This is a genomic window from Pseudomonas sp. 25 R 14 (genome assembly GCF_900004755.1).
GTDB lineage: Bacteria > Pseudomonadota > Gammaproteobacteria > Pseudomonadales > Pseudomonadaceae > Aquipseudomonas > Aquipseudomonas brenneri.
In genome coordinates this window covers 60,900-87,754 of record NZ_CVTS01000039.1, presented here as the reverse complement: position 1 = coordinate 87,754, position 26,855 = coordinate 60,900, and the positions used below count along the sequence as shown (strand labels likewise).

The window sequence follows — 26,855 nt, the reverse complement described above, 5'->3', positions numbered from 1 at the left end:
GCTCTTTACTTCACTTGAGACTGGCGACCGTTGTCTCTGGCTGCCAACCGCCACCCAGCGCCTTGTAGATCGCCACGATGCCGCGATACAGGTCCACTTCGGCCAGGGCCTGGGCGTCTTCGGCGAGCAGGCGCTCGCGCTGGGCGTCGAGTAGCACGAGGAAATCGGCAGTGCCTTCGCGGTAGCGAATCTCGGCCAGGTCGGCAGCTGCACGGCTCGACTCGCTCTGGCGGATCAGCGAGACCAGGCGTTGCTGGCGTTTGCCGTAGTCGCTGAATGCGTTCTCGGATTCTTCCAATGCCAGCAACACTTGCTGCTCGTAAGTCGCCAGGGCGCCGTCGGCCTCGGCGTCGGCACCGCGCAAACGGGCGCGCACGCTGCCCAGGTCAAAGGCGGCCCAGGTGATGCTCGGGCCCAGGGCCCAGGCATTGGCGGCGGATGAGCCGATCTGCGAGCCACGGCCAGCGGTAAAGCCGAGGAAGCCACTGAGGCTGACCCGCGGAAACAGGTCGGCCTTGGCTACGCCGATACGCGCGGTAGCGGCTGCCAGTCTGCGTTCGGCGCTGAGAATGTCCGGGCGCCGTTGCAGCAATTGCCCCGGATCACCAATCGGCAAGGCCTTGGCAATTGCCGGCAGGTTGGCCGGGCTCAGGTCCACCGTGAGTGTGTCCGGGCGCTGGCCGAGCAGGGTGGCGATGCGGTTGCGTTCGCGCACTTGTTCGGCCTGCAATTGCGGCACGCTGGCTTCGACCGCCGCCAGGCGCGCATCGGCACGTACCACGTCCAGTTGGTCGCCGACGCCGGCATCGCGCAGGCTTTCGGTGATGGTGCGCGAGTCTTGCTGGTTCTTCAGGTTGGCCAGGGCGATTTTTTCCCGCAGTTGCGCACCGCGCAGTTGCCCGTAGGCATCCACCAATTCGGCAATCAGGCTGACTTGCAGTTGATAGAGGTCGGCTTCGGCGGCCTGCTGGTCGGCGTCGCTGGCTTCCAGGTTGCGCTGGATGCGGCCAAACAGGTCCAGCTCCCAGGCCATGTCCAGGCCCAGGTCATAGCGTTCGCTATTGACCCGGCGTGTGCTCTGGCCAGGGATCTGGCCCTTGGCCAAATCGCTGCTGACGCGGCTGGTGATGGTGGGCATCGCGTCATTACTGGCGTCATCACGAATCGCCCGGGCGGCCCGCAGGCGGGCAAATGCAACGCGCAAATCGCGGTTGCCTTGCAACGATTGCGTCACCAACTGGTTGAGCGTCGGATCTTCGAACTGCTGCCACCAGATACCTTCGAACTTGGCGTGGTCGTATTGCTTGGCATCGGCGGCGGCCGTGATAGTGGCCGCCTCCGGCTGCTGGGCTTTATAGTCCGGGCCGACGGCACAGGCGCTGAGCGCCAATACCAGCAGGCTCGGCATGAACACTTTCACACTCATTGCTGTGTCTCCAGCTTCAAGGTCTTGGCCGCTTTGCGCGCATCGCTGCGCTCCACATAGCGGCGGATCAACACGTAGAACACCGGCGTCAGCAACAGGCCGAAGAAGGTCACCCCGATCATCCCGGAGAACACCGCCACACCCATGGCGTGGCGCATCTCGGCACCGGCACCGCTGGAGAGCACCAGGGGCACCACGCCCATGATGAAGGCGAACGAGGTCATCAGAATCGGCCGCAGACGCAGGCGGCAGGCTTCCAGCACCGCAGCCAGCGGGTCTAGGCCTTCTTCCTGTTTATCCTTGGCGAATTCGACGATCAGAATCGCGTTCTTACAGGCCAGTCCCACCAGTACGATCAAGCCGATCTGGGTAAAGATGTTGTTATCGCCACCGGACAGAATCACCCCGGTAATAGCCGACAGCAGAGTCATCGGTACGATCAGGATCACCGCCAATGGCAAGCTCCAGCTTTCGTATTGGGCGGCCAGTACCAGGAACGCCAGCAGTACGCAGAGCGGGAACACGAACAGCGCGGTATTGCCCGAGAGGATTTGCTGATACGTCAGGTCAGTCCACTCGTAGGTCATGCCGTTGGGCAGTTCTTCCTTGAGCAGTTTCTCGATCGCCGCTTGCGCCTGGCCCGAGCTGTAGCCGGGGGCGGCGTTACCGTTGATCTCGGCGGTGATAAAGCCGTTGTAGTGCATCACGCGGTCCGGCCCCGAGGTGTCGCTGACCTTGATAAAGGTCGCCAGCGGGATCATCTCGCCCCTGTTGTTGCGCACTTTCAGCTGGCCGATCTGCTCGTCTTCAAGGCGGAACTGCTGCTCGGCCTGGACGTTGACCTGATAAGTACGGCCAAAGCGGTTGAAGTCGTTGGCATACAGCGAACCCAGGTAGATCTGTAGGGTGTCGAAGATGTCGCTGATCGCCACGCCATGGGTCTTGGCCTTTTCACGGTCGATAGCGGCATCGACCTGGGGCACGTTGACCGTGTAGCTGGTAAACAGGCCGAACAGTTCCGGCACGTTGTGGCTCTTGGTAATGATGTTCTGTACTTCTTTGTACAGTTCCTCATAGCCCAGGTTGCCGCGGTCTTCGACTTGCAGGCGGAACCCGCCAATGGTGCCCAGGCCCTGTACCGGCGGCGGCGGGAAGATCGCCATGTAGGCTTCCTGGATATCGGCGTACTTGCCGTTCAGGGCACCGGCGATTTCACCTGCGGACATGCCCACGGCCTTGCGCTCGTCAAACGGCTTCAATGTCACGAACACGATGCCGCTGTTGGGGCTGTTGGTAAAACCGTTGATCGACAGGCCAGGGAAGGCCACGGCACTTTCGACGCCCGGTTGCTTGAGGGCGATATCCGACATGCGCTTGATCACGTCTTCGGTGCGATCCAGGCTGGCGGCATCCGGCAGTTGGGCGAAGGCCACCAGGTATTGCTTGTCCTGGGCCGGGACGAAACCGGTCGGGGTGTGGGCAAAACCGAACCAGGTCAGCACTATCAGGCCGGCGTACAGGAACAGTGCAATGCCGCTGCCGCGGATTACCCGGCGCACGGTGCTGACGTAGCCACCACTGGCGCGTTCGAAGAAGCGGTTGAACGGGCGGAACAACCAGCCGCCAAACACCTTGTCGAGGACCTTGGAGAAACGATCCTTCGGCGCATCATGGCTGCGCAGCAACACGGCGGCCAGGGCAGGGGACAAGGTCAGCGAGTTGAAGGCCGAGATCACGGTGGAGATCGCGATGGTCAAGGCGAACTGCTTGTAGAACTGCCCGGTCAGGCCGCTGATAAAGGCTGCCGGAATGAACACCGCACACAACACCAACGCCGTGGCAATGATCGGCCCGGTCACTTCGCTCATGGCTTTTTCGGTGGCCGGGAATGGTTCCAGGCCCAGCTCGATATTACGTTCGACGTTCTCCACCACCACGATGGCGTCGTCGACCACGATGCCGATGGCCAATACCAGGCCAAACAGCGACAGGGCATTGAGCGAGAAGCCGAACAGGTGCATCACCGCAAAGGTACCGATCAACGATACCGGCACCGCTACCAACGGAATGATCGAGGCACGCCAGGTCTGTAGGAACAGAATCACCACCAGCACCACCAGGATCAGTGCTTCGAACAGGGTGTGTACCACGGCCTCGATGGAGCCACGCACGAAGATGGTCGGGTCATAGACGATGCTGAAGTCCATGCCTTCGGGGAAGCTCTTTTTCAGCTCCGCCATCTTGTCGCGTACTTCATTGGAGATCTGGATCGCGTTGGAGCCAGGGCGCTGGAAGATCGGGAGCGCCACCGCCGGCTGGTTATTGAGCAGCGAACGCAAGGCGTATTGGCTGGAACCCAGCTCGACCCTGGCAATGTCCTTGAGGCGGGTGATTTCACCGTTATCGCCTGCGCGGATAATGATGTTCTCAAACTCTTCCTCGGTGACCAGGCGTCCCTGGGTGTTGACCGACAACTGGAAGCTGGTGGCCGTTGGCGCAGGCGGTGCGCCGAGGGCACCGGCCGCTACCTGGCGGTTCTGCTCGCGAATCGCGGTCACCACATCGGTGGCGGTCAGGTTGCGTGAAGCGGTCTTGTTCGGGTCCAGCCAGACGCGCAATGAGTAGTCGCCCATGCCGAACAACTGCACATCACCGACACCGCCCAGGCGCGCCAGCTCATCCTTGATATTGAGGATGGCGTAGTTGGACAGGTAGAGCATGTCGTAACGCTGATCCGGCGAGGTCAAGTGCACCACCATGGTCAGGTCGGGGGAGGCCTTGTCCACGGTAATACCAATGCGCGTCACTTCTTCCGGCAGCTTGGGTTGGGTGCGGGTCACCCGGTTCTGCACCTGCACCTGCGCGTTATCCAGGTCGGTGCCCAGGGCGAAGGTGATGGTCAAGGTGATCTTGCCGTCGGCGGTCGATTGCGAGGACATGTAGAGCATGTTCTCGACACCGGTGATCGCTTGTTCCAACGGCGCGGCCACGGTTTCACCGATGACTTTGGGGTTGGCGCCCGGGAAGCTGGCCCGTACGACAACGGTCGGCGGCACCACTTCCGGGTATTCACTGATTGGTAACTGGAACAGCGAGATCGCGCCGGCGATCAGGATCAGCAGCGACAACACTGCTGCGAAGATCGGCCGCGAAATGAAGAACTTGGAGAAATTCATCTTGTGTGTAGTCCCTTAACCGCGTGGAGTCGCGACACTGGCGAGCTTGGGTGCGGCTTTGTTGTCCGGCGCCACTTGCTCCAGGTTGCTGGCTTCAAGCGCTTGTCGTTGTTGTGCCAAGGCGGCGAGAGTGGCCTGGCTGGCCATCGGGATGGTCTCCGGCGCTACCGGCGATCCCGGACGCACCCGCTGCAGGCCCTTGACGATAATCGTGTCGTCCTTGGTCAGGCCGCTGCGCACGATGCGCAAGCCTTCGATCTTTGGCCCCAGTTCGACGGCGCGGTAGGCAGACTTGTTGTCGCCGTCCATGACCAGTACGAACTTCTTGCCCAGGTCAGTGCCCACGGCCTCGTCGGTGATCAGCACGGCGGAGTAGGTGCCGCTGCCCACCAGTTTCAGGCGTGCGTACAGGCCGGGGGTGAAGCGCCCGTCTGTGTTGTCGAACACGGCGCGCCCACGAATGGTGCCGGTGGCCGGGTTGACCTGGTTGTCGACAAAGTTCATCTGGCCCAGGTGCGGGTTGCCGTCTTCGTTGGACAGGCCCAGGTACACCGGGGTGGTGGCGCCGCGACGGCCCTGGCGCGCCAGTTCGGTGTACTTGAGGTACACGCGTTCATCAGCGTCGAAGTAGGCATAGACCTTGTCGGTGGAGACCACGCTGGTCAGCTCGGTGACATCGGCGGTCACCAGGTTACCGGCGGTGATCGCCGCGCGGCTGACGCGGCCGCTGATCGGTGAGATGACGCGGGTGAAGCTCAGGTTCAGCTTGGCCAGGTCCAGTTGTGCCTGGATTCCGGCCACGGCAGCACGGGCTTCCTGGGCGGCAGTGGTCCGCGAATCGGCCAGCTCGGCGGAAATCGCATTGCTCTGGCGCAGGCGCTCGCCACGCTGGGCTTCGTTGTCACTGCGCGAAGCGGCGGCTCGGGTCTGTTGCAGTTGGGCTTCAAGGCGACGCACTTCAGCCTGGAACGGACGCGGGTCGATCTGGAACAGCAGGTCGCCTTTCTTCACCAGCGCACCTTCGGTAAACGCTACCTGGTCGATCTGGCCTGATACGCGCGGGCGTATCTGCACGGTTTCCGGGGCTTCCAGGCGGCCAGTGAACTCATCCCACTCATTGACCGGTTGTTCCAGGACCTTGGCAACGCTGACTTTGCTGGCGGGCATGGCGGCCGCTTGCTCGGGGGCCTTGCCGCATGCGCTCATCACCAACACGGCCAACAGGGCCAGGGGATAGCGCAAATGTTTGAGTGACTGTTCCATGAGGTGCATCCGCCAATGTATTTGAGATGGGCGGATCATGCTCGGCGGGCTGCTATCTCACGAATCGAATGAAGCAAAGGTAACTATCATTCGGAATGATATAAGCGCCGGGAAAGCCCTCTAGCATGGGGTTTTAGTTAGGGTGCTATCAATCCAGCTGATAACAAAACACCATTGCGCAAACCGCAATCAAAATCCCCGGCACGACATTCCCTTGTAGGAGCCGACTTGCCGGCGAAAAACCCGAGAGCAACACGGGGTACCAGGCTCCCCGCGTTATCGTTAACGATTTTCGCCGGCAAGCCGGCTCCTACAAGGTGTGATTTACCTGTACCGTTGCAGCTTTTTAACGTTCAGAGAGTCAGCAATGCAGATCAGGGGTGAACGGGCCGCGACGGCGTGTGGTTTGGTGGCAATCCTTTTGTGGAGTACCGCTGCCGGGCTGATCCGCAGTGTCAGCGAACTGTTCGGCCCCTTGGGCGGCGCGGCGCTGATCTACACGTTGGGTGCCGTCTTGCTGATGGCGTGGCTCGGGCGACCACGCCTGCGCGCCACGTCCTGGCCGTACCTGATCATGGGCAGCGCACTGTTTGTCGCGTATGAGGTGTGTCTGTCCCTGGCCCTGGGTTTTGCCAGCAGTCGCAACCAGGCCATCGAACTGGGCGTGGTCAATTACCTGTGGCCGTGCCTGACGGTGTTGCTGGCGATTGTCATGAACGGACAAAAGGCTCGCTGGATCATCGTGCCGGGCAGTGCGCTGGCGCTGTTTGGCATCCTGTGGGTGGTCAGCGGTGACGGCCTGGCATTGGCGACTATTGTCGCCAATGTGCAATCCAACCCTCTGAGCTACAGCCTGGCCCTGGGGTGTGCGATCACCTTTGCCTTGTATTGCAATGTCACACGGCGCTATGCCGGCGGACAAAACCTGGTGGTGTTGTTTTTCATCCTGACGGCAGCGGTGCTGTGGGTGAAGTACGGCTTGAGTGCCGAGGTGCTGCCGGCCGTGACCCTGGGCAACAGCCTGGAGTTGTTGGCCACGGGCATTGCGATGGCGGGCGGCTATGCCTTGTGGAATATCGGCATCCTGCGCGGCAACCTGACCTTGCTGGCGACGGCGTCCTACGGCGCGCCGGTGCTGTCGTCGGCATTCGCGGCGCTCTGGCTGGGCGCCCACCTCACCCCGCAGTTCTGGCAGGGCGCGGTGTTGGTGACCGCAGGTTCGCTGGTGTGCTGGCACGCCACGCGCGAGCAGTCCTAGGCCCGCCAGACCAGGGCCGGGATGACACGGATGTAGATCAGCTCACAGACCAGTTCGATCAATGTCTGGGTAATGATCGCCGCGGCGGCCAGCATGCGCATGTCTTCGGGCAAGGCCAGCGCCAATGGCAGGACCACCAGCGAGTTGCGCGTGGCACTGCTGAAGGTGACCGAGCGCGCCGTGGCGGCGGGCAGGCGCAAAGCCCAGGCCGTCATGGCGCCAAGCACCGGGGCGAGCACCATGAAACCGAGGTACACCGGGATCACCGGCAACAACTGCTCGATCTCCCGCACCACGAATGCGATCTGCGAGCCGATCACCACGATCAGCACCGCCGCCATGGCGGGCACCGGCATCCACGCCAAGCCCGCGTTCCAGCGCGCAACCTGTGGCGAACGCCTGGCCCCGGCACACGTCAGTACCGCCAGCAGCAACGGCACCGCGATCAACATCACGAATGCCTCGACAAACGGGCCGATGGCAATCGCTACGGCTGTCTCACTGCCTGGAATCAGTGCCAGGTACAACGGCAGCAGCGCCAGTTGCAGTAACAGCAGCAAGGGCGTGGCGGCCAGCGTCAATCGGGCATCGCCTTTGCCAATATGGGTAAACACCACCACGTAGTCGATGCATGGCGTCAGCAGCACCAGGAGTACACCGATCAGGATCGCCGGTTGATCATGCAGGCCCAGGGTAATGACCCATACAAGCAGAGGGATCAGCACGAAATTGGCCACCACCAATGCCGCGATAAAGCGTTTGTTGACCAGGCTCTGGCGCAGTTCAAGAAACGGGATTTGTAGGAACATCGCATACATCAACCCGGCAATCGCCGGGGTGACGAGGATGCCCAGGCTCTGCGCTGCCTGAGGCGCGAGCAGGCCACCGACAGCGGCGATGATGACCGCCACGAAGTAGATTGGGATCTGGTTATGCTCAAGCTGGTCTTTGTTCACGAGGGTCCTTGGGAGGCCGGTCTATTTTTGGCTGAGTGCCGCCACCGAAAGACCGGACGCGACGAAGGTCAGTCCGGCGCCCACATTCAGGCCATTGACGACTTTTGGCTTGCGCTGCAGCCAGGTCGACAGGCGTGTCGCAAAAATGCCCATGAGCGCAAAACCCAGGGCGGTCAATGCGGCGAACCAGGCGCCGTAGACCATCATTTGCAGCGTGACCGAGCCCAATGCCGGGTTGACGAACTGTGGAATGAACGCGAGCACAAACAGCCCCGGCTTGGGGTTCAGCGCCGCCGACAGGAAGCCGGTGAGGAAGATACTTTTGAGCGGTTGCCGTGCCGCCGGCTTGAAGTTGATCAGGCTGCGCGAACGCAAGACCTTGATGCCCAGCCACACCAGGTAGCTGGCGCCGATTACTTTAACCACCCAGAACGCCACGGCGGATGTCTGCATCAACAGGGTCAGGCCCAGCGAGGCGGTGGCCACGTGAAACAGGATCCCGGTGCCCGAAGCCACCCCCGAAACGGCCGCTGCCATGCGCCCCTGGCTCAGCCCCCTGGCGATGGCCAGCAGGTTGTCCGGGCCGGGGGAGAGCACCAGCAACAGGCAGGCGGCGGTATAGGTCAGCCAGATTTCCAGTGGGAACATAACGACACTCCTTTCGTCAACGGCGCAAGGCGGTCATCGTGTTCCAACCGGGCCTCCAAGATCAAGGTCAATCCCGCGATGCATCAGTACCGCGCGGGACTCAAGGCAGGGCGTAGGCGATCACGTAGTCGCCACGGTCGGTGGATTGGCGCGCGCCGCCGGCGGTGATGACTACGTATTGCTTGCCGGTTTTCGGCGAAACATAGGTCATCGGCCCACCCTGGCTGCCCACGGGCAGGCGGGCTTTCCAGGTTTCTTCGCCATTGGCGCTGTTGAAGGCGCGCAGGTAGAAGTCCTGGGTGCCGGCGATGAACACCAGGCCGCCTTGGGTCGATAGGGTAGCGCCGAGTGTCGGCAGGCCGACCTTGATCGGCAGGTGCATGCGAATGCCCAGTGGACCGGTGTCTTCAACGGTGCCGACCGGTACTTGCCAGGCAATTTTCTGGGTCTTCATTTCAATGGCGGTGAGGGTGCCGAACGGCGGCGCCTGGCACGGAATGCCGGCCACCGACAGGAAGCGGTTCTTGTTCACCGCGTAAGGCGTGCCCTTGAGCGGTACCGCGCCCATGCCGGTGTTCAGCGCTTCACCCCCTGTAGAGGCCTGGGCCTTGTTCTGCGAGGGGATCATCTGGATCCACAGGCCCAGGCGCATGTCGTTGACGAAGATAAAGCCATGCACTGGATCGGTGGAAATACTGCCCCAGTTCATGCCACCCAGGGAGCCGGGAAAACTCAGGGATTTATCAGTGCCAGGCGCTGTGTACAAGCCCTCGTAGCGCATGCCTTTGAAGTCGATGCGGCATAGCAACTGGTCATACGGGGTGGCGCCCCACATGTCCGATTCGCTCAAGGTTTGTGCGCCAATTTGCGGCATACCCACGGATTTAGGCTGGGTCGGCGAGTAAGGTTCGTTGGGGATATTTGCGGCCTTGACCGGTACTTCTTCAACCTGGGTCAGCGGCTTGCCGGTGGCGCGGTCCAGTACATAGATCTGCCCGGCCTTGGTGCCGATCACCACGGCTGGGACGGTCTTGCCGTTGGCCTGGGTGAAGTCGATCAGGCTGGGTTGCATCGGCAGGTCGAAGTCCCAGAGGTCATTGTGGACGGTCTGGTACACCCACTTTTCCTCGCCCGTGGAGGCGTCCAGCGCCAGTACCGAGGCACCGTACTTGTGATTGAGCTGGGTGCGCTCGACACCATAGATATCGGTGGATGAGCTGCCCATCGGCAGGAATACCGTGTTCATCAGCGGGTCATACGACATCGGCGCCCAGCTGTTGGGTGTGCTGCGCACATAGGTGTCGCCCGGGGCGGGCGCTTGCTTGTCTTCAGGGTTGCCAGGGTCGAATGCCCAGCGCATCGCGCCGCTGATCACATCGAAGCCACGGATCACGCCGCCCGGCATGTCGGTCTGGACGTTATCGGCAACGCGCCCGCCAACCACCACGGTAGTGCCGGCGATCAATGGTGCGGAGGACAATTGGTAGTAGCTGTCCGGGACATTGCCCAGGCCAGCTTTCAAATCCACCTGGCCGTGGTTGCCGAAGTCCTGGCAAAACTCGCCGGTATCGGCATCCACTGCAATCAGCCGTGCATCAATGGTGTTGGTCAACAGGCGCCGCTCACACTGCGCACCGGCCGGCACGCTGGCGGCAATGATCGGCGAGCGGTTGGCTTGGGTCGGCTGGACGATCGGCGCGGTGGCATCGAAATACGCCATACCGCGGCAGCGCTGCCACACCGCCGACTGGGCGTTGATGCTGTTCTTCCACAGCTCTTTGCCGGTGTCGGCATCCAGCGCGATCAGGTTGTTGTGGGGCGTACAGATAAACACCTTGTTGCCGATCTGCAGGGGCGTGAGTTGGTCTTCAGCGCCGTTGCCATCGCTGACCGCCACATCACCGGTGCGATAGGTCCAGGCCACCTTGAGCTTGTCGACGTTGCTGCGATTGATCTGGTCGAGCGCGGCAAAACGGCTGCCGCCTTCGGTGTTGCCGTAGTGTGCCCAGTCTTTTTGCGCCTGCGCCGGATCGACGGCAGTCAGGCCCGGGCCATCGCCAGTCGGGGCAACACTGGGGTGGGCGACAAACATGTTACCCGCCGCCACGGCCAATGCCACCGCCAGCACGCCCGCCACGCCGTAGGCGCCACGGCGCGTGCCTGGCGCCAGCAGCGGATACACCAGCACCACTGCCAGGCCGATCACGGTGAACATGAACAACCGTGAAAACAGTGGCCAGAACACCAGGCCCACCTCCAACACCGCCCACACCGCAGTGCCGAGCAAAAAGGCCGCGAACAACCAGGCACCCGCTGGTTTGCGCCGCGCGATCAACACGCCAGCAATGGCCATGGACAAGCCGCCGACCAGGAAGTAGCCGGAGCCTCCCAGGCTCAGCAGTTTTGCACCACCGGCTGCCAGGGCCAGGCCGAGCAGGGCGATGATCAGGCCCAGGCCCAGCAAGAGGAATCGAGAGGCGCCAGCGGCGCGCGAGGCTTGTTTCATGTCGAAAAACTCGAAGTAAGGGTTCGATCGACAATGGTAGCAAGCTAATTAACTGTTTGGTACATTTTGTGTCGCTGTCGATTCCTTCAAGCCTGGACACTCTCAATGTGGGGCTTGCCCACGATGACGTCCGGTAGATCGCTGCGAGGTGTCAGATAGCCAGCGTCATCGTTTAACGACCATCGCGGGCAAGCCCGCTCCTACATTGGAGATGCGTTGCCTTAAGGCTCCTGCAAGGGGCCGCACCTGAATAACACGCTCTGGCTGGCGCGCAGTTGCTCGACACAATTGAACGGCTGCAAGCCCTGGATGCCTCGCTTGAGGTCACGTACCCGACGCGCGATGTAAAAGGTGCGATCAACGGGCAAGGTAGCCAAATCCTCGACCCGGCGTGCCTGGCCCTGGGTATAGAACTCCCCCGAGTAGGAGCGCCGGCCCCAGTAAAAGAGGGGGCCGGGACGGTCTGCCTGCAACTGCTGCCAGGCCCTGGCGAGATCACGTTGGTTATTCGGCCGGTCAAAGGCGCGGCCGTCGATGGCAGCGATCAGCAGCCATACCGGCAGCAGCAGCGCGAGGATCAACCCAATGATGGTTTTGCCGGTTTGCCAGGGCACTGCCTTGAGCGCGCCAGCCAGCAGCAGGCTCCAGGCCGGCAGCGATGGCAGCAGGTAAGTCCACAGGATATTGCCGGAGAACGTGAAAAACACCGGCGTAGCCAGGGCCCACAGGGCGATAAACCCGTAGTAGCGACCCGACAGGGCCGAGCGGCGCAAGGCGAAGTACAGCGCTGGCAACAGCAGCGTCCAGGGAAAAAGCGCGAGCATCAGGTCCATCCAGATGGCGCCCGTGGGCCGGGCATGGGCGCTGCCGTACAAGTCTCCGGCCCATTTGCTGACCACATAACGCTTCCAGTGCTCGCCGATCAGGAAGTAATCGAGAAACCCCGGCGTGCGCTGTTCAGCAATCACGTACCAAGGCACGGCAATCACCAGCATCAACGCAAGGCCCAGCAGCCAGGGCAAGTGCAAAAAGGCACGCCATTGTCGGTAGTAAAGCGTCCAGATCACAGCTGGAGCCCCCACCAGCACCAGCACCAACGGCCCCTTTGCCAGCAACCCGAGGCCCAGGCCGGCAAATCCTGCCAGAGCCCAACGGCGGTCGCCGCGTGTCATGCCGCACCAGAAGCCATAGCTGGCCAGCAGTACCGAGAAACTCAATGCCGGGTCGGTCAATACCACACCTGCCGACAACAGGCCGAGGGTTGAGCTGGAAAAGATAATCGCCGCCCATACCGCCGTTTTTTCATCGGCCTGCTCACGGGCAAACCGGATGATGATCAGGCAACTGGCGACATGCAGCAGCCACGCCGGAAAGCGAATGGCGAATTCATTGATACCCAGCAACTTCATGCCCAGCGCCTGGGTCCAGAACGACAGCGGCGGCTTGCCCCAAAAAGGTACGTCAAGCTCGAACAGCGGGGTTACCCAGTTGCCGAGCACCAGCATCTTGCGCGCCATTTCGGCGTAGCGGGCTTCGGAGGTGTCCATCAACGGGTACAGCCCCAGGCTTGCCAGGCGCAGGGCCAAAATGGCGATCAATACCAGCCATAGCGTACGGGTCGTTATCATCATCAGTGGTTTTCTTGTTCGCGAGGGTGTATCGGGCAGGGGTGCTCTGGCCGTTCAGGGGCTTCGCCGAGCAGGTTGTCGAGTAGATAGATGGGACGCTGCCTGACTTCGCTCAACGTTGCCCCGAGGTATTCGCCGATCATTGCTATGCCCACGGTAATGAACGCAGCAATGCCCATGATCACGTGATGGGCATTGACGGTGTTGACGCTCATCTGCTGGATGATGAACACCGTGGTGGCGATGAAAATCATCAGGCTGAGCAGGCTGAACCAGCGCAACGGCTTGCGCGACAGCGCCAATACGCCTTCGATACCGAGGTCGATCAGTGCCAGCGGCCCCCATTTGCTGAGGCCGGCGCTGCGCGGCTCACGGTCATAGGGCAACTCGATGGTATTGAACCCCAGCCAACTGATCAGGCCCTTCATGAAACGCGTCCGTTCCGGCATGCCGCGCAGCGCTGCCAGGGGCGCCGGGCCAATCAGGCGGAAGTCGCTGACGTCTGCGGGAACATCAAACTTGTCGGCCAAAAAGTTCATCAGTTTGTAGTAGAGGTGGGCACTGATACGTTTGCTTGAGGTATCAGACAGACGACTGCGCCGCTGCATATTGACGATATCGCTACCGGTCAACCAATGATGAACCATGAGTGGAATAAGTTCGGGCGGGTCTTGCAAGTCGGCATCAATAAATAACAATGCATCCCCGACCGCATAATCAATGCCGGCGACCATGGCGGCTTCCTTGCCGAAGTTACGGCTCAGGTTCAAACAGCGAACGCCAGGCGCCTGGCAATAACCATCCAGTAGCGCCAGTGTTTCATCGCGGCTGCCGTCGTTGACATATACGACTTCGTAGCGAATGCTGAGCGTCTTAAGTACAGCCATTAGCCGCTTATGAAAAAAAGGCAGTACCTTGGCTTCGTTATAACAACAGACAATCACACTGAGCATCGGACGAGGGGAGCGCTCAGCTCTTGATCGATTCATGGCGAAAGCTCCAGTACTGGTTGATTTGGTAAGTGATCAACGTCAGGGCGCAGGTGGTGATCACCTGCATCAGCCATAGGCGCTGGGGCCAGTGCTCCAGCAGGAACGCCATCAGGGCCAGGTTTGTACCGTTGTAGACCAAGGCCGTGATGCTGAAGCGCAGCCATTGATAAGTGTCGGGTGGACGAGCCTTTGTAAACGTCCAGCGTTTGTTGCCCTGATAACTAACAACAGTCCCGACTATTGCTCCCAGTAACGTCGCAATGAGTGCGGGCAGAGCTAGAGACAATAACAAAAGTGTTATGTAATGAGCGCCAGTGGCAAATATTCCAACGATCAGATAGTAAGGCAAGGTTGTAGAGGGTGGCGATATCATTGAGAGAACTGCATGTGTTCAAGAGGCTGTATGGTGTTGACTTTAACTACTCGTGGAAGCCGGCGTGTGAAAAAAATGTTTAAGGGGGGGTGATATTACTAAAGTGTAATTTTGGTGTTGGGTGAATGTTAGAGTTGGCGAGTTTTAACCGATAAAACACACTGCTACATTAGTCATCGACTCCAGTTGCCTGGAGAAAGGGTCAACCGCTCCCTTTCTACCAGACTGCCTTAGCAGGTTGATGATCAGACGGACAGATGCCCATTGGCACTGGTGACCATCGATAACGCACTCATGGATTGCCTTATCCGCCGATGACGGAACCTAAAACAGATAAGGCAGGGTAGGGGGTGTCCTATGGGACAGAGTCAAGCCTAATGTCATGAAGGGTGCGTCGCCGATTTGAAGATACCTGCATCCACGAGCATCTCCACCAACGCCTCGGGCCATACCGTTTCCTCAGTCGATCTCAGCTCCTGGGCGGACCACCAGTGATGATCGGCCATGACCTCGGCCTCCTCTACGGTCCAGTCGGCACGGGAAAGCACCTGGTTTGGCGCATGTACAACAAAGTACTGCTCCAGCGCGAGCACCGTCTCGCCACTGGGCAGGAGCATTGAAAACTGCCGCTCGGCCACAGGCCCTTTAACGGTGTCGACTTGAATACCGGTCTCCTCACGCAGTTCACGGATTGCCGCAGCCTGGAAGGTTTCTGCGTGTTCAAGACCGCCGCCAGGGGTGGCCCAGTAGTTTCTGCCGGCCAGGGCCCCATCCTTGTGAACGAACCTGAAAAGGAGGACCTCTTGAGAGGGGCTTATCACGAGTAATCGTGCGGCTTTTCGCTCGCGCATTTGGGGTGTCTCTTCTGGATAGGGCTGCGTTGGTGTCGGGGAGGTTAGCAAGTTGGCCGCTTGGGTTGCGAGCGCTTCGCACGCGAACGCCGCCGTTGTTACGCAAGCCCGTTTCAAGATAGGAGCGACCTGAAGCAGCGAAAACCTGCAAGTAGGCTTAAATCAGGGGTAGCGAACGCGTCGATGGGGTTCCACACGGCAGCCATCAACACCTTGTTTCAGTCCATAACCGCCGAGGGCTTGGGGATGTCGATAAAACTCCGTCTGTTGTTGCTGATCGGCACCAGTGTGCTCACGGTACTGGTCATCAGCCTGGTGAACTACCTGGGGAATGCACGGATGGAGGCGGCGATGATTGACAGCGAGGTCAGCATGACCGCACTGAGCAATCATCTGGAAGCCGACATGATGCACGACGCGCTGCGTGCCGATGTGCTGTCGGCGATGCTGGTGGGGCTGGGCAAAAGTGTCAGCAGCCGCGATGAAGTGCTGGAGGCTATTACCGAGCATGCAGCGCATTTTCGCAAGGCGCTGGGCGACAACCTTGCGCTGCCCCTCAACCCCGCCCTCAAGACCGCACTGAGTGATATCAAGCCCAGCCTCGACAACTACATCACCTCGGGTGAGCGGATTGTCGGTGTGGCGCTGAACGATCCCGTCGAGGCCCAACAAGAGCTGGGCGCCTTCAGCGAGGCGTTCACCCAGCTGGAAGGCCAGATGGCCAGCCTGAGCGAGCTGATCGAAAACAACTCCAAGGCCAGTGGCGAGCAAACCCGTCAAACCGTGCGCAGCGCCAATTTCACCCTCGGCGTGGTGCTGGTGTTGTGCCTGTTGCTGCTGGTCGTGCAAGGTTATTGGGTTACCCGCAGCATCATGCGGCCGTTGCAGCTTGCGCGGCAGATTGCCGAGAGCATCGCCCATGGCAACCTCAGCGAGCCGATCCCCGAACCTGCCAGCCACGACGAGGCCAGCATGCTGATTCGCAGCCTGGCCGTCATGCAACATGACCTACGCGGCATGATTGAAGTGGTGCGCAACAATGCCCAGGGCGTCACCCGCATGAGCCAGCAGCTAAGCAGCGGTTGTCATGAAGTGGCCGCCAGCAGCCAGCAACAGAGCTCGGCGGCGGGCACCATGTCGGCCGCCACCAGCCAGATGACCGCCAGCATCGAAGAAATCACCCGGCATGCCCAGCACGCGCTGGAAATGGCCAACCAGGCGCAAACCCTGGCCAAGAACGGCGGGCAGGTCATCCATCAAGTCGTGAGCGACATGGACGATATCGCCCGTTCGGCGCAACAGTCGGCCCTGGTGATTCGTACCCTGGACAAGGAGTCCGAAGGGATCTACAGCATTATCCAAGTGATCAAGGGTATTGCCGACCAGACCAACCTGCTGGCCCTCAACGCCGCCATTGAAGCCGCGCGTGCCGGTGAACAAGGCCGCGGTTTTGCCGTGGTGGCCGACGAAGTTCGCAGTTTGGCAGCACGTACCAGTGCGTCCACTCAGGAAATCGCGAGCATGGTCGCCCGCATTCAGCAAAGCACCCGCGAGGCTGTGACCAGCATGGAAGCGGGTGTTGCCCAGGTGGATAAAGGCATGGCGGTGACAGCTGATGTGGAGCGGGCGATCCGTGAAATTCTGGAGGCGACGCTGAACACCACACAGCTGGTCAACGACATCACCCGCACGATTGGCGAGCAGAGCCTGGCCAGTAATGAAATTGCGCACCAGGTGGAGATGATTGCCGGGATGTCAGAGGGCAATACCCGCGTGATTGGCCAGACGGCGGGGACCACGGATGAGTTGTCGGCGTTGGCAGGGCAGTTGGCGCAGTCGGTAGGGCGGTTTCGGCTGTGAAAGAAAGAGTGACGGTTTCTGGATCGTTAGCCGGCACTCATCAATGACGACTAACAGCCCCCTCACATCATCGTGACACAAGCCTGGTTGCAACCGTTCTGGAGCGCCAGGCAAAAGCCAACACCATCAGTAGGCCCAGGCCCGCCATTGCCGCTCCGGCCAGGGAAATCGCCGGATAACCCAGTCCGGCATTGATCACGGCTCCGCCCAGGGCCGCACCAATCGCGTTGCCGAAGTTGAAGGCCCCGATGTTCACCGCCGAGGCTAGATTGGGCGCGTCCTTGGCGGCTTCCATGACACGCATCTGTAGTGGCGGCACCAAGGCAAAACTGGCGATACCCCATATCAGGATGGCAACGGCGGCCGGTAGCGGCCAACGCATGAGGACGGTGAACGCGAGCAAGACGAGAATCAGCACACTCAGCGAAACAATCAGGGTGCGATCGATCGAGTGGTCAGCGGCCTTGCCACCCCACATGTTGCCCAGCGTCAACCCCACACCAAACAGCACCAGCATGGCTGTGATGTAGGCGCTGGACGCATGGGTCTCGCTGCTGAGGATCGGTGCTATGTAGGTGAAGACGGTAAACATTGCACCCGAGCCGACGACGGTGAGGGCCAATGCCCCCAGCACCGGGCCGCGGCCCAGTACGCGAATTTCGGCCAGTGCACCGATACTTCGCGGTGCTGGCAGATTGGGCAAGGCGAACCACAATGCGGCCATGGCCACCACGCCGAGGCCGGTAATACCCCAGAATGCGGTGCGCCAACCCAACAGTTCGCCAAACCAGGCGGCCAGCGGCACACCGCCGATGGTCGCCAGGGTGAGGCCCATGAACATTGCCGCAACCGCCCCGGCACGTTTTTCCGGGGCGACCACGCTGGCGGCGACGATGGAGCCAACGCCAAAGAACGCCCCGTGGTTCAGTGATGTCACCACCCTGGCGACCATGAGGCTGTAGTAATCGGTCGCCAAGGCTGACATCAGATTACCCAGGGTGAAAATGGCCATGAGTCCGATCAGCAGATAGCGTCGGGGAATCCTGCCAGTGGTCAGGGTCATCAGCGGCGCGCCGAGTAGTACGCCCAGGGCGTAAGCACTGACCAATAGGCCTGCGGCGGGAATGGAAACGCCGAGATCTGCAGCGATGCCCGGCAACATGCCCATGGGGGCGAACTCGGTAACGCCGATGCCAAAGGCACCAATGGCGAGTGCGACAAGTGGTGGATTGATACGCATGGAAGGCTCCTTATCTGTGCTGCTAATGCTACGATCCAGCCTTTTCAGGCGGTAGATAGTATTTTTGGCAATCACCTTTGCGTAAGAGGCACAAATGGATTTCAACGGTAGATCAGGTGAAATGGGCGTGTTCACCACCGTGGCGCAGGAAGGCAGTCTATCGGCCGCCGCGCGCGTATTAGGGCTGACACCCTCGGCGGTCAGTCGAATTATCACGCGTACCGAACAACGTCTTGGCACCCGACTGCTGTTGCGCACCACCCGGGCGATCACCTTCACCGCCGAGGGCGAGGCTTTCCTGCGCGGTGCCCGGCGTATCCTGGCTGACATGGACGAGGTCGAAGAGGCCATCGCCGACCAGGGCGTACCCAAGGGGCGATTGCGAGTCAGCGCTGCCCTTGGCCATGGGCGGTTGGCCATCGTTCCCTTGGTGGCAGCATTCAGCGCCCGCTATCCGAACATAGTCGTCGACCTCACCCTCGGCGACGAAGTGGTCGACATTCTCGGCGGCCAGGCCGACGTGGCAGTACGTTTTGGCCATCTGCCCGACAGCCCGCTGGCCGCGCGCAGGATCGGTGATACCGGCCAGGTAGTGGTGGCATCGCCTGAGTATCTGCAACGCCACGGCATCCCCCTGGAACCGGAAGACCTGCTACGACACAACTGCCTGCGCTTCAACTTCCGGCGTGCCGAACCCAATTGGCCGTTCATCCGTGATGCAAGAGCGTTTTCCCTGAAGGTCAGTGGCAACATCGAATGCAGCAGTGGTGAGGCGCTGGCACAACTCGCCCGAGTAGGTGCAGGCATTGCGCGTATCGGCGAGTTCAGCGTGAGCGAGGACCTGCAACGCGGCGACCTGATACCGCTGCTGCAAGCCTGGAACCCCGGCGACCATGAACCGATTCATGCGGTATTTGTAGGTGGCTCGGCAATGCCGGCGCGGGTTCGGTTGTTTGTGGATTTCTTGCTGGAGCATCACCGAATGTAAGCGGTGACGTCCCCCGATCCTTTATCAACATGTTCCGCTCAATCATCCGATGACACCCATTGTCAACAATCTCAGTCAACAGACCGGCAAACACGTATCAAGACGTGTCACCACGCCGGCGGTGGCGGGCCGCCTCACGCGCGGGCTAGTGCGGATGATCAAGCCGCGATAAGTTCACCATACCTTCAGGGTATCCCTTTAGACCTTATCCATATTGGACGCTCGCTACGCCACGCTTCAGCCTGAGGCCAATAACTATAAAGAGGCGCACCATGACCGTGCTATTGAGTGAGCGCAGCCAGATTTTCCAGCGGGCCGATGCCTACGCGGTATCGGACTATGTCAACCAGCATGTGGGCAGCCACTGTATCCGCCTGCCGCCCAAGGGCCGGCCCATGGCGAGTATCAGCCACCGGACCTTTTCCAGCCTGGACTTGTGCCGGATCAGCTACGGCGCGCCGGTGCGGGTCACGTCGGTGGCGCTGGAAACGATCTATCACTTGCAGATCCTGCTGACAGGACACTGCCGCTCCAACTCCCGGGGCGAGGAGCATATCTTCGGGCCGGGCGAGATCTTGCTGATCAACCCGGATGACCCGGTGGACCTGACCTATTCCGCCGACTGCGAAAAATTCATCATCAAGTTGCCGGTGCGCCTGCTGGAAAACGCTTGCCTGGCGCAGCACTGGACGCTGCCGCAGCCGGGTATCCGTTTTGCGGCTGCGCGCCATGCGCTAAGTGAGATGGGCGGTTTCCTGCCGTTGCTGGGGCTGATCTGCCACGAGGCGGAAAACGCCGCCGAGCCGCAAGTGCAGGGGCTGTATGAGCGGATTGTGGCGAATAAGCTGCTGGCACTGCTGGCCAGCAACGTGTTGCGGGTGATCCCCCAGGCGGCTCAAGGGGGCGGCTTCGAGGCGGTGCGCGAGTTTATCGAAGAGCACCTGGGTGAGGACATCAGCATCGAGCAACTGATGGCAGTGGCCAAGGTCAGCGAGCGTTCGCTGTACAGCCTGTTCGAGCGCCAGGTTGGCCTGTCGCCCCGTGACTATGTGCGCCGGCGCAAGTTGGAGCGGGTGCATGCGCGCTTGCAACTGATCACGACGCGCAGTGTGACGGAAGTGGCGCTGGACCACGGCTTCATGCACCTGGGACGTTTTTCCGAGGCCTATCGCAAACGCTTTGGCGAGCTGCCTTCGCAGACCTGGAAGCGCCATCGATAAGCGGCTTGCGCCAGCCGGATACTGATTTGCAGGAAGCGGATATTGGGGAGGAGGACGAACACGTACGGTGAGGGCGCCTGATACAAGAACAACGGAGGGCCTGCCCCATGACCAGTACACTCGACCGCCTCGCTGTACAACTGCGCGAGTCCGTTCAGGAAGATCCCGCTACCGGGGTGTTCCGCTGCCGCCGCGATATCTTCACCGACCCCGACCTGTTCGCCCTGGAGATGAAGCATATCTTTGAGGGGGGTTGGATCTACCTGGCCCATGAAAGCCAGGTGCCCGAGATCAACGATTACTACACCACCTGGATTGGCCGCCAACCGGTGGTCATCACCCGTGACAAACAGGGCACGCTGCACGGGCTGGTCAACGCCTGTGCCCACCGTGGCGCCATGTTGTGCCGGCGCAAACAGGGCAACAAGGGCTCATTCACCTGCCCATTCCATGGCTGGACCTTCAGCAACGCCGGCAAGCTGCTCAAGGTCAAGGATGCGAAGACCGGCGCCTATCCGGACAGCTTCGACTGTGACGGCTCCCATGACCTCAAGCGCCTGGGCCGCTTTGAAAACTACCGCGGTTTCCTGTTCGGCAGCCTCAGCGAGGCAGTGCCGGAACTGAGCGATTACCTGGGCGAAACCCGGGTCATCATCGACCAGATGGTCGACCAGGCCCCCTTGGGCCTGGAGGTGCTGCGCGGCAGTTCGTCCTATGTCTACGATGGCAACTGGAAGCTGCAGATCGAGAACGGCGCCGACGGTTACCACGTCAGCTCCGTGCACTGGAACTACTCGGCGACCATGGGCCGGCGTAATTACGAGGCTGAAGGTACGCGCACCGTCGACGCCAATGGCTGGTCGAAAAGCCTGGGCGGGGTCTACGCCTTCGATCACGGGCATATCCTGCTGTGGACGCGCCTGCTCAACCCCGAAGTGCGCCCGGTACATGCGCACCGCGATGCCTTGGCCGAACGCCTGGGCCAGGAACGTGCCGACTTTATCGTCGACCAGACCCGCAACCTGTGCCTGTACCCAAACGTGTACCTGATGGACCAGTTCTCCACGCAGATCCGCGTGGTGCGGCCGATTGCGGTCGACAAGACCGAAGTGACGATCTATTGCATGGCGCCGATTGGCGAAAGTGCCCAGGAGCGGGCGACGCGTATCCGCCAATACGAAGACTTCTTCAACGTCAGCGGTATGGGCACCCCGGATGACCTGGAGGAATTCCGTGCCTGCCAGACCGGCTACCAGGGCGCGAGTACCTTATGGAATGACCTCAGTCGTGGCGCCAAGCAGTGGGTTGAAGGGGCCGACGAAAATGCCCGGGCCATGGGCATGCACCCGCAACTGAGCGGGATAAAGACCGAGGACGAGGGGTTGTTCGTGCGCCAGCACGCGCACTGGGCCCAGAGCCTGCAGCGCGCGATCCAGCGTGAACAGCAAGGCCTGATCGCCAGCGACCGGGAGCTGCAGCCATGAGCCTGTCCCGTGACCGTCTGCTGGATTTCCTCTACCGCGAAGCACGCCTGCTGGATGACCGCCAGTGGGATGAATGGCTGGCGTGTTATTCGCCCAAGGTGGAGTTCTGGATGCCCGCCTGGGACGACTACGACACCCTCACCGAAGATCCGCAAAGCGAAATCTCGCTGATCTACTACCCCAGCCGTGACGGCCTGGAAGACCGCATCTTCCGGATCAAGACCGAACGCTCCAGCGCCAGCACGCCTGAGCCGCGCACCGTGCATATGATCTGCAACCTCGAAGTGCTGGCCGACGATGGCACCCAGGTGGAGCTGCGTTTCAACTGGCACACCCTCAGCCATCGCTACAAGACCACGGACAGCTATTTCGGCACGTCCTTCTACAGCCTGGATATGCGCGGCGAACAGCCGCTGATCACGCGCAAGAAGGTGGTGCTGAAAAACGATTACATCCACCAGGTCATCGACATCTACCACATCTGAGGACACCGCCATGACCTATGCCATTGCCCTGAACTTCGAGGATGGGGTGACACGTTTCATTGACTGCAAGGTGGGGGAGAAGGTCCTCGATGCTGCCTTTCGCCAGCGTATCAACCTGCCCATGGATTGCTCGGACGGTGTGTGCGGCACCTGCAAATGCCGCTGTGAAACCGGCGCCTATGACTTGGGCGACGACTATATCGAGGATGCCCTGAACGCGGATGAAGCCCAGGAGCGCCAGGTGCTGACCTGCCAGATGGTGCCGCAGTCCGATTGCGTGATTGCCGTGCCGGTGCCGTCCAGTGCCTGCAAGACCGGCACCACGCACTTTGCCGCGACACTGGCCGGCATTGTCCGTCACGCCGATGCCGCGCTGGAAGTGAGTTTCGAGCTGGATCAGGCCCCGGTGTTCCTGCCCGGCCAGTACGTGAATATCGGTGTGCCCGACAGCGGGCAGACGCGTTCGTATTCTTTCAGTAGCCGCCCTGGCGATACCCACGCCAGTTTCCTGATCAAGCATGTGCCGGGCGGGTTGATGAGTGGCTGGCTGGAACGCGCGCAGCCAGGCGACAGCGTGCCAATGAGCGGGCCACTGGGCAGTTTCTACCTGCGTGAGGTCGTGCGGCCGTTGCTGTTATTGGCCGGTGGTACTGGCCTAGCGCCGTTTCTGTCGATGCTCGAAGTGCTGGCGCAACGCGGGGAAGACCGGCCGATCACGCTGATCTATGGCGTGACGCGAGATCAGGACCTGGTGCTGGTCGAGGCCCTGCAGGCGTTCGCCGCACGCTTGCCCAGCCTCGACGTTGTCACCTGCGTGGCCGATCCGCAGACCGCGCACCCGCGCCAGGGCTACGTCACCCAGCATATGGCCAGCAAGGCCCTGAACGACGGCGATGTAGACGTCTATCTGTGCGGGCCGCCGCCGATGGTCGATGCGGTGCGCCAGCATTTCAAAACACTCGGGCTGAGCCCGGCCAGTTTCCATTACGAGAAATTCACCCCCAACGCTGTCGCCAGCTGCGATGCGGCCTGAGGAAATCAGCATGAATCCACGTTTTGACAGCAAGGTCGCGCTGGTCACCGGCGCCGCCCAGGGCATTGGTCGGCGTGTCGCCGAGCGTTTGCTGGAAGAGGGCGCCTGGCTGGTCGCAGTCGATCGCTCGGAACTGGTGCATGAACTGCAGCACGACCGAGCGCTGACCCTGACTGCCGACCTTGAGCAACATGCCGAGTGCGCCCAGGTGATGGCCGCTGCCAAGGTGCGTTTCGGACGCATCGATATTCTGGTCAACAACGTCGGCGGGACCATCTGGGCCAAGCCCTTCGAGTACTACGCCGAAGCGCAAATCGAAGCCGAAGTGCGCCGCTCGCTGTTCCCTACGCTGTGGTGCTGCCATTGCGTGCTGCCTTACATGCTGGAGCAGGGCAGCGGGGCCATCGTCAATGTGTCTTCGGTCGCCACGCGCGGGGTCAATCGCGTGCCCTATGGCGCGGCCAAGGGCGGGGTGAATGCCCTGACCGCCTGCCTGGCCCTGGAGACCGCCGGCAGCGGTATTCGCGTCAATGCCACCGCACCGGGTGGCACCGAGGCACCGCCACGCCGCATCCCGCGCAACAGCCAGCCACAGAGCGCGCAGGAGCGCGTGTGGTACCAGCAGATCGTCGACCAGACCCTCGACAGCAGCTCGATGAAGCGTTACGGCAGCATCGACGAGCAAGCGGGCGCGATTTTGTTCCTGGCCTCGGACGAGGCCTCCTATATCACCGGCGTGACCTTGCCGGTAGGAGGTGGCGACCTCGGCTGATTCGCCTTCACCTGCAGACATTGACTCACAACAACAATAAAGAGAGCACTGCCATGCGTACCCATGACGTTCATTCGATTATCGATAATGCACCTTTCAACCGCTTTCACTGGCTGATCGTGAGCCTGTGTGCCTTGCTGTTGATCTTTGATGGCTATGACTTGTTTATCTACGGCGTAGTCCTGCCCTCGATCATGCGCGAGTGGGGGCTCACGCCCTTGCAGGCCGGCGCCCTGGGCAGCTATGCGCTGTTCGGCATGATGTTCGGCGCGCTGATCTTCGGCACCCTGGCCGACCGCTTCGGGCGCAAGAAAGGCATCGTCTTTTGTTTTGCGCTGTTCAGCATCGCCACCGTGGTCAACGGCTTTGCCAGCAGCCCCACCGAATTCGGTATCTGCCGCTTTATCGCCGGGCTCGGCTGTGGCGGGCTGATGCCCAATGCGGCTGCGTTGATCAACGAATATGCGCCGAAGAAAGTCCGCAGTACCTTGATGGCCTTCATGTTCAGCGGCTATTCCCTGGGCGGCATGCTGGCGGCCAGCGTGGGCATCTTCATGCTGCCGGCCTACGGCTGGTCGTCGATGTTTTTTGTGGCCGTTATCCCACTGGTGTTGCTGCCGCTGATTGTGCTCTGGCTGCCCGAGTCCATCGGTTTCCTGATCCGCCAGGGTCGGATGGAGCAGGCGAGGGCGTTGCTCAATCGCTTGTCGCCGGGCACCCGGATCGATGCCGAGGACGAGTTGCTCGTGACAGACAGCAAAGGCAAGGGCGCCTCGGTGATAGAGCTGTTCCGTCATGGCCTGGCGGTACGTACGGCGATGATCTGGACGGCGTTTTTCTGCTGCCTGTTGATGGTCTATGCCTTGAGTTCGTGGCTGCCCAAGCTGATGGCCGGGGCCGGTTATAGCCTGGGGTCGAGCCTGTCGTTCCTGATTGCCTTGAACTTGGGTGGCATGGCCGGGGCGCTGATCGGCGGGCGTTTGGGCGATCGGTTGAACCTGGTGAAAGTGGTGATCAGTTTCTTTGCCGCCGCAGTGGTGTCGATCAGCCTGTTGGGCATCAACAGCCCGATGCTGGTCCTGTATCTGCTGATCTTCATCGCGGGCGCCACCACCATCGGCACGCAAATCCTCCTGTATGCCGGGGCGGCGCAGCTCTATGGCCTGTCGATTCGCGCCACGGGCCTGGGCTGGGCGTCCGGTATCGGGCGCAATGGCGCGATCGTCGGCCCGTTGCTGGGCGGCGCGCTGATGGCGATCGAACTGCCCCTGCAACTGAACTTCATGGCCTTTGCCATCCCCGGTGCCATAGCAGCGCTGGCGATGACGGTGTTTGCCCTGAATGAACGGCGTACCCGTATTGGCCTGCCGGCTGCCCAGGCGCTGTAACCGTTCTAACCGTCGATAATAAAAACAAAGAGCAACGACATGAACACACAACGAATCTGGCTTTCCCTGCTAGGGCTGCCCCTTGCCGCAACGGCTGGCGAGGGTGGCTTTTTCGAGAGTTCCACCGCCACCTTGCAGGCCCGCAACTACTACTTCAGCCGCGACTTCTCGGACATTGTCGGCGCCAACCAGCAGTCCAAGGCCGAGGAGTGGGGCCAGGGCTTTATCCTCACCTATAAATCCGGTTACACCCCAGGCCCGGTGGGCTTTGGCCTGGATGCGCTGGGCACCCTGGGTCTCAAGCTCGACAGCAGCCCCGACCGAGTCAATAGCGGCTTGCTGCCGGTCAAGGACGATGGCCGTGCCGCTGACAACTACAGTCGCCTGGGCCTGACCTTCAAGGCGCGGCTGTCCAGGAGCGAACTGAAGGTCGGTGAGTTGCAGCCGAACCTGCCGGTACTGTCCTTCAGCGACATACGCCTGCTGCCGCCCAGTTACCAGGGACTCAGCATCAGCTCCAGTGAAATCACCGGCCTCACCCTGCAGGCCGGGCACTTGACCAGCACCAGCCTGCGTAATGAGGCCGGTGATGAAAAAATGCTCGCCATGCTCGGCCATATACCGCAGCGCGGGGCTCAGAGTGATGCTTTCAACTATGCCGGGGGCGACTACACCTTCAATGGCAATCGCAGCAGCGTCAGCGCCTGGCATGGGCAGTTGCAAGACATCTATGCCCAGGACTTTATCGGCCTCAAGCACAGCCAGCCGTTCGGAAACTGGGTGTTGGGCGCCAATTTGGGCTACTACACTGCGCGGGAGGATGGCGACCAGTTGCTCGGCAAGATCGATAACCAGGCGTTTTTTTCGCTGCTGTCGGCCAAGCGCGGTGGCCATACCTTCTACGTGGGTTATCAGGCCATGTATGGAGACAGTGCCTTCCCGAGGGTATTTGCCAATGTCACGCCATTGGGCAATGAAGTGCCGACCTACGAGTTCGCGTATACCGACGAGCGTTCATGGCAAGTGCGCCATGACTACGACTTCGCCGCATGGGGGATGCCGGGGCTGACGACCACGCTGCGCTATATCACGGGCGACAATGTGAGTACCGGCGCTGGTTACGAAGGGCGGGACCGCGAGCGGGACCTGGATATCGGGTATGCCGTGCAAAGCGGCGTGCTCAGAGGTTTGGGTATCCGGGTACGTAATGTGATGGCACGCTCTAATTACCGCAGTGATATCGATGAGAATCGGCTGATCCTCAGTTACACCTGGACGCTGCTTTAAGACACTGTCCGGGCAATTGAT

General features: G+C 61.0%; 21 protein-coding genes. 10 read left to right on the top strand and 11 right to left on the bottom strand.

The features are described from left to right. Positions 1-10: 10 nt before the first annotated feature. Genes BFQ03_RS12160 through mexE form a run of 3 tightly spaced genes read right to left on the bottom strand, consistent with a single transcriptional unit; the run spans position 11 to position 5,865 of the window. The gene (locus tag BFQ03_RS12160) at positions 11-1,426 is read right to left on the bottom strand and encodes an efflux transporter outer membrane subunit (RefSeq protein WP_065943224.1); all 1,416 of its coding nucleotides are present in this window, start codon (positions 1,424-1,426) and stop codon (positions 11-13) included. After that, the gene (locus BFQ03_RS12155; RefSeq protein WP_065943223.1) at positions 1,423-4,602 is read right to left on the bottom strand and encodes an efflux RND transporter permease subunit; all 3,180 of its coding nucleotides are present in this window, start codon (positions 4,600-4,602) and stop codon (positions 1,423-1,425) included. The genes BFQ03_RS12160 and BFQ03_RS12155 overlap by 4 nt, the downstream gene beginning before the upstream one ends. A gap of 15 nt (positions 4,603-4,617) precedes the next feature. Further along, positions 4,618-5,865 carry a multidrug efflux RND transporter periplasmic adaptor subunit MexE gene (mexE, locus tag BFQ03_RS12150; protein ID WP_065943309.1) on the bottom strand — a complete coding sequence of 416 codons (1,248 nt, stop codon included), beginning with the start codon at positions 5,863-5,865 and terminating at the stop codon, positions 4,618-4,620. A 367-nt stretch (positions 5,866-6,232) separates the two neighbouring features. On the opposite strand from mexE, the gene yddG reads away from it, so the two are divergent. After that, entirely contained in the window at positions 6,233-7,123 is an 891-nt protein-coding gene (gene yddG, locus BFQ03_RS12145) for an aromatic amino acid DMT transporter YddG (RefSeq protein WP_032860481.1), read from the top strand. Here the strand turns inward: yddG and BFQ03_RS12140 are convergent. The 7 genes from BFQ03_RS12140 to BFQ03_RS12115 form a co-directional block, all read right to left on the bottom strand. Further along, positions 7,120-8,079, bottom strand: a complete 960-nt coding sequence (locus BFQ03_RS12140) for an arsenic resistance protein (RefSeq protein ID WP_032860480.1) — start codon at positions 8,077-8,079, stop codon at positions 7,120-7,122. The two genes, yddG and BFQ03_RS12140, sit on opposite strands and share 4 nt — an antisense overlap. Positions 8,080-8,100: 21 nt before the next feature. Next, complete coding sequence (locus BFQ03_RS12135) at positions 8,101-8,727, bottom strand: LysE family translocator (RefSeq protein WP_065943222.1); 627 nt, start codon at positions 8,725-8,727, stop codon at positions 8,101-8,103. A 100-nt stretch (positions 8,728-8,827) separates the two neighbouring features. Then, positions 8,828-11,233 (bottom strand): glucose/quinate/shikimate family membrane-bound PQQ-dependent dehydrogenase, encoded by a 2,406-nt coding sequence (locus BFQ03_RS12130; RefSeq protein ID WP_065943221.1) that lies wholly within the window; start codon positions 11,231-11,233, stop codon positions 8,828-8,830. Between the two features lie 221 nt (positions 11,234-11,454). Further along, positions 11,455-12,864 (bottom strand): ArnT family glycosyltransferase, encoded by a 1,410-nt coding sequence (locus BFQ03_RS12125; protein WP_239695241.1) that lies wholly within the window; start codon positions 12,862-12,864, stop codon positions 11,455-11,457. Then, entirely contained in the window at positions 12,864-13,814 is a 951-nt protein-coding gene (locus BFQ03_RS12120; protein WP_050593360.1) for a glycosyltransferase family 2 protein, read from the bottom strand. The genes BFQ03_RS12125 and BFQ03_RS12120 overlap by 1 nt, the downstream gene beginning before the upstream one ends. 16 nt (positions 13,815-13,830) lie before the next feature. After that, positions 13,831-14,226: a GtrA family protein gene (locus tag BFQ03_RS29005; protein WP_082445591.1), complete on the bottom strand. Its 396-nt coding sequence runs from the start codon at positions 14,224-14,226 to the stop codon at positions 13,831-13,833. A 380-nt stretch (positions 14,227-14,606) separates the two neighbouring features. Then, on the bottom strand, positions 14,607-15,077 hold the full coding sequence (locus BFQ03_RS12115; RefSeq protein WP_032860477.1) for an NUDIX hydrolase: 471 nt from the start codon (positions 15,075-15,077) through the stop codon (positions 14,607-14,609). A gap of 246 nt (positions 15,078-15,323) precedes the next feature. Between BFQ03_RS12115 and BFQ03_RS12110 the strand changes: the two genes are divergently transcribed. Beyond that, positions 15,324-16,937: a methyl-accepting chemotaxis protein gene (locus BFQ03_RS12110; RefSeq protein WP_065943307.1), complete on the top strand. Its 1,614-nt coding sequence runs from the start codon at positions 15,324-15,326 to the stop codon at positions 16,935-16,937. 67 nt (positions 16,938-17,004) lie between these two features. On the opposite strand, the gene BFQ03_RS12105 is transcribed toward BFQ03_RS12110, so the two are convergent. Beyond that, positions 17,005-18,177, bottom strand: a complete 1,173-nt coding sequence (locus BFQ03_RS12105) for an MFS transporter (RefSeq protein ID WP_065943219.1) — start codon at positions 18,175-18,177, stop codon at positions 17,005-17,007. Between the two features lie 94 nt (positions 18,178-18,271). Between BFQ03_RS12105 and BFQ03_RS12100 the strand changes: the two genes are divergently transcribed. The 8 genes from BFQ03_RS12100 to BFQ03_RS12065 all read left to right on the top strand — a co-directional run bounded on the left by BFQ03_RS12100 (position 18,272) and on the right by BFQ03_RS12065 (position 26,834). Then, a complete protein-coding gene (locus tag BFQ03_RS12100) occupies positions 18,272-19,165 on the top strand; it encodes a LysR substrate-binding domain-containing protein (protein WP_065943218.1) in 894 nt (297 codons plus the stop codon). Between the two features lie 272 nt (positions 19,166-19,437). Beyond that, entirely contained in the window at positions 19,438-20,385 is a 948-nt protein-coding gene (locus tag BFQ03_RS12095) for an AraC family transcriptional regulator (RefSeq protein WP_032860474.1), read from the top strand. Positions 20,386-20,492: 107 nt separating this feature from the next. Further along, positions 20,493-21,869, top strand: a complete 1,377-nt coding sequence (locus BFQ03_RS12090; protein ID WP_032860473.1) for a Rieske 2Fe-2S domain-containing protein — start codon at positions 20,493-20,495, stop codon at positions 21,867-21,869. Further along, positions 21,866-22,354 (top strand): benzoate 1,2-dioxygenase small subunit, encoded by a 489-nt coding sequence (benB, locus tag BFQ03_RS12085; RefSeq protein WP_032860472.1) that lies wholly within the window; start codon positions 21,866-21,868, stop codon positions 22,352-22,354. The genes BFQ03_RS12090 and benB overlap by 4 nt, the downstream gene beginning before the upstream one ends. A gap of 10 nt (positions 22,355-22,364) precedes the next feature. Then, the gene (gene benC, locus BFQ03_RS12080) at positions 22,365-23,387 is read left to right on the top strand and encodes a benzoate 1,2-dioxygenase electron transfer component BenC (protein WP_065943217.1); all 1,023 of its coding nucleotides are present in this window, start codon (positions 22,365-22,367) and stop codon (positions 23,385-23,387) included. 10 nt (positions 23,388-23,397) lie between these two features. Then, on the top strand, positions 23,398-24,159 hold the full coding sequence (locus BFQ03_RS12075) for a 1,6-dihydroxycyclohexa-2,4-diene-1-carboxylate dehydrogenase (protein WP_032860470.1): 762 nt from the start codon (positions 23,398-23,400) through the stop codon (positions 24,157-24,159). Positions 24,160-24,212: 53 nt separating this feature from the next. Beyond that, positions 24,213-25,547 (top strand): MFS transporter, encoded by a 1,335-nt coding sequence (locus tag BFQ03_RS12070; RefSeq protein ID WP_065943216.1) that lies wholly within the window; start codon positions 24,213-24,215, stop codon positions 25,545-25,547. A 39-nt stretch (positions 25,548-25,586) separates the two neighbouring features. Further along, the gene (locus BFQ03_RS12065) at positions 25,587-26,834 is read left to right on the top strand and encodes an OprD family porin (RefSeq protein WP_065943215.1); all 1,248 of its coding nucleotides are present in this window, start codon (positions 25,587-25,589) and stop codon (positions 26,832-26,834) included. Positions 26,835-26,855: the final 21 nt, after the last annotated feature.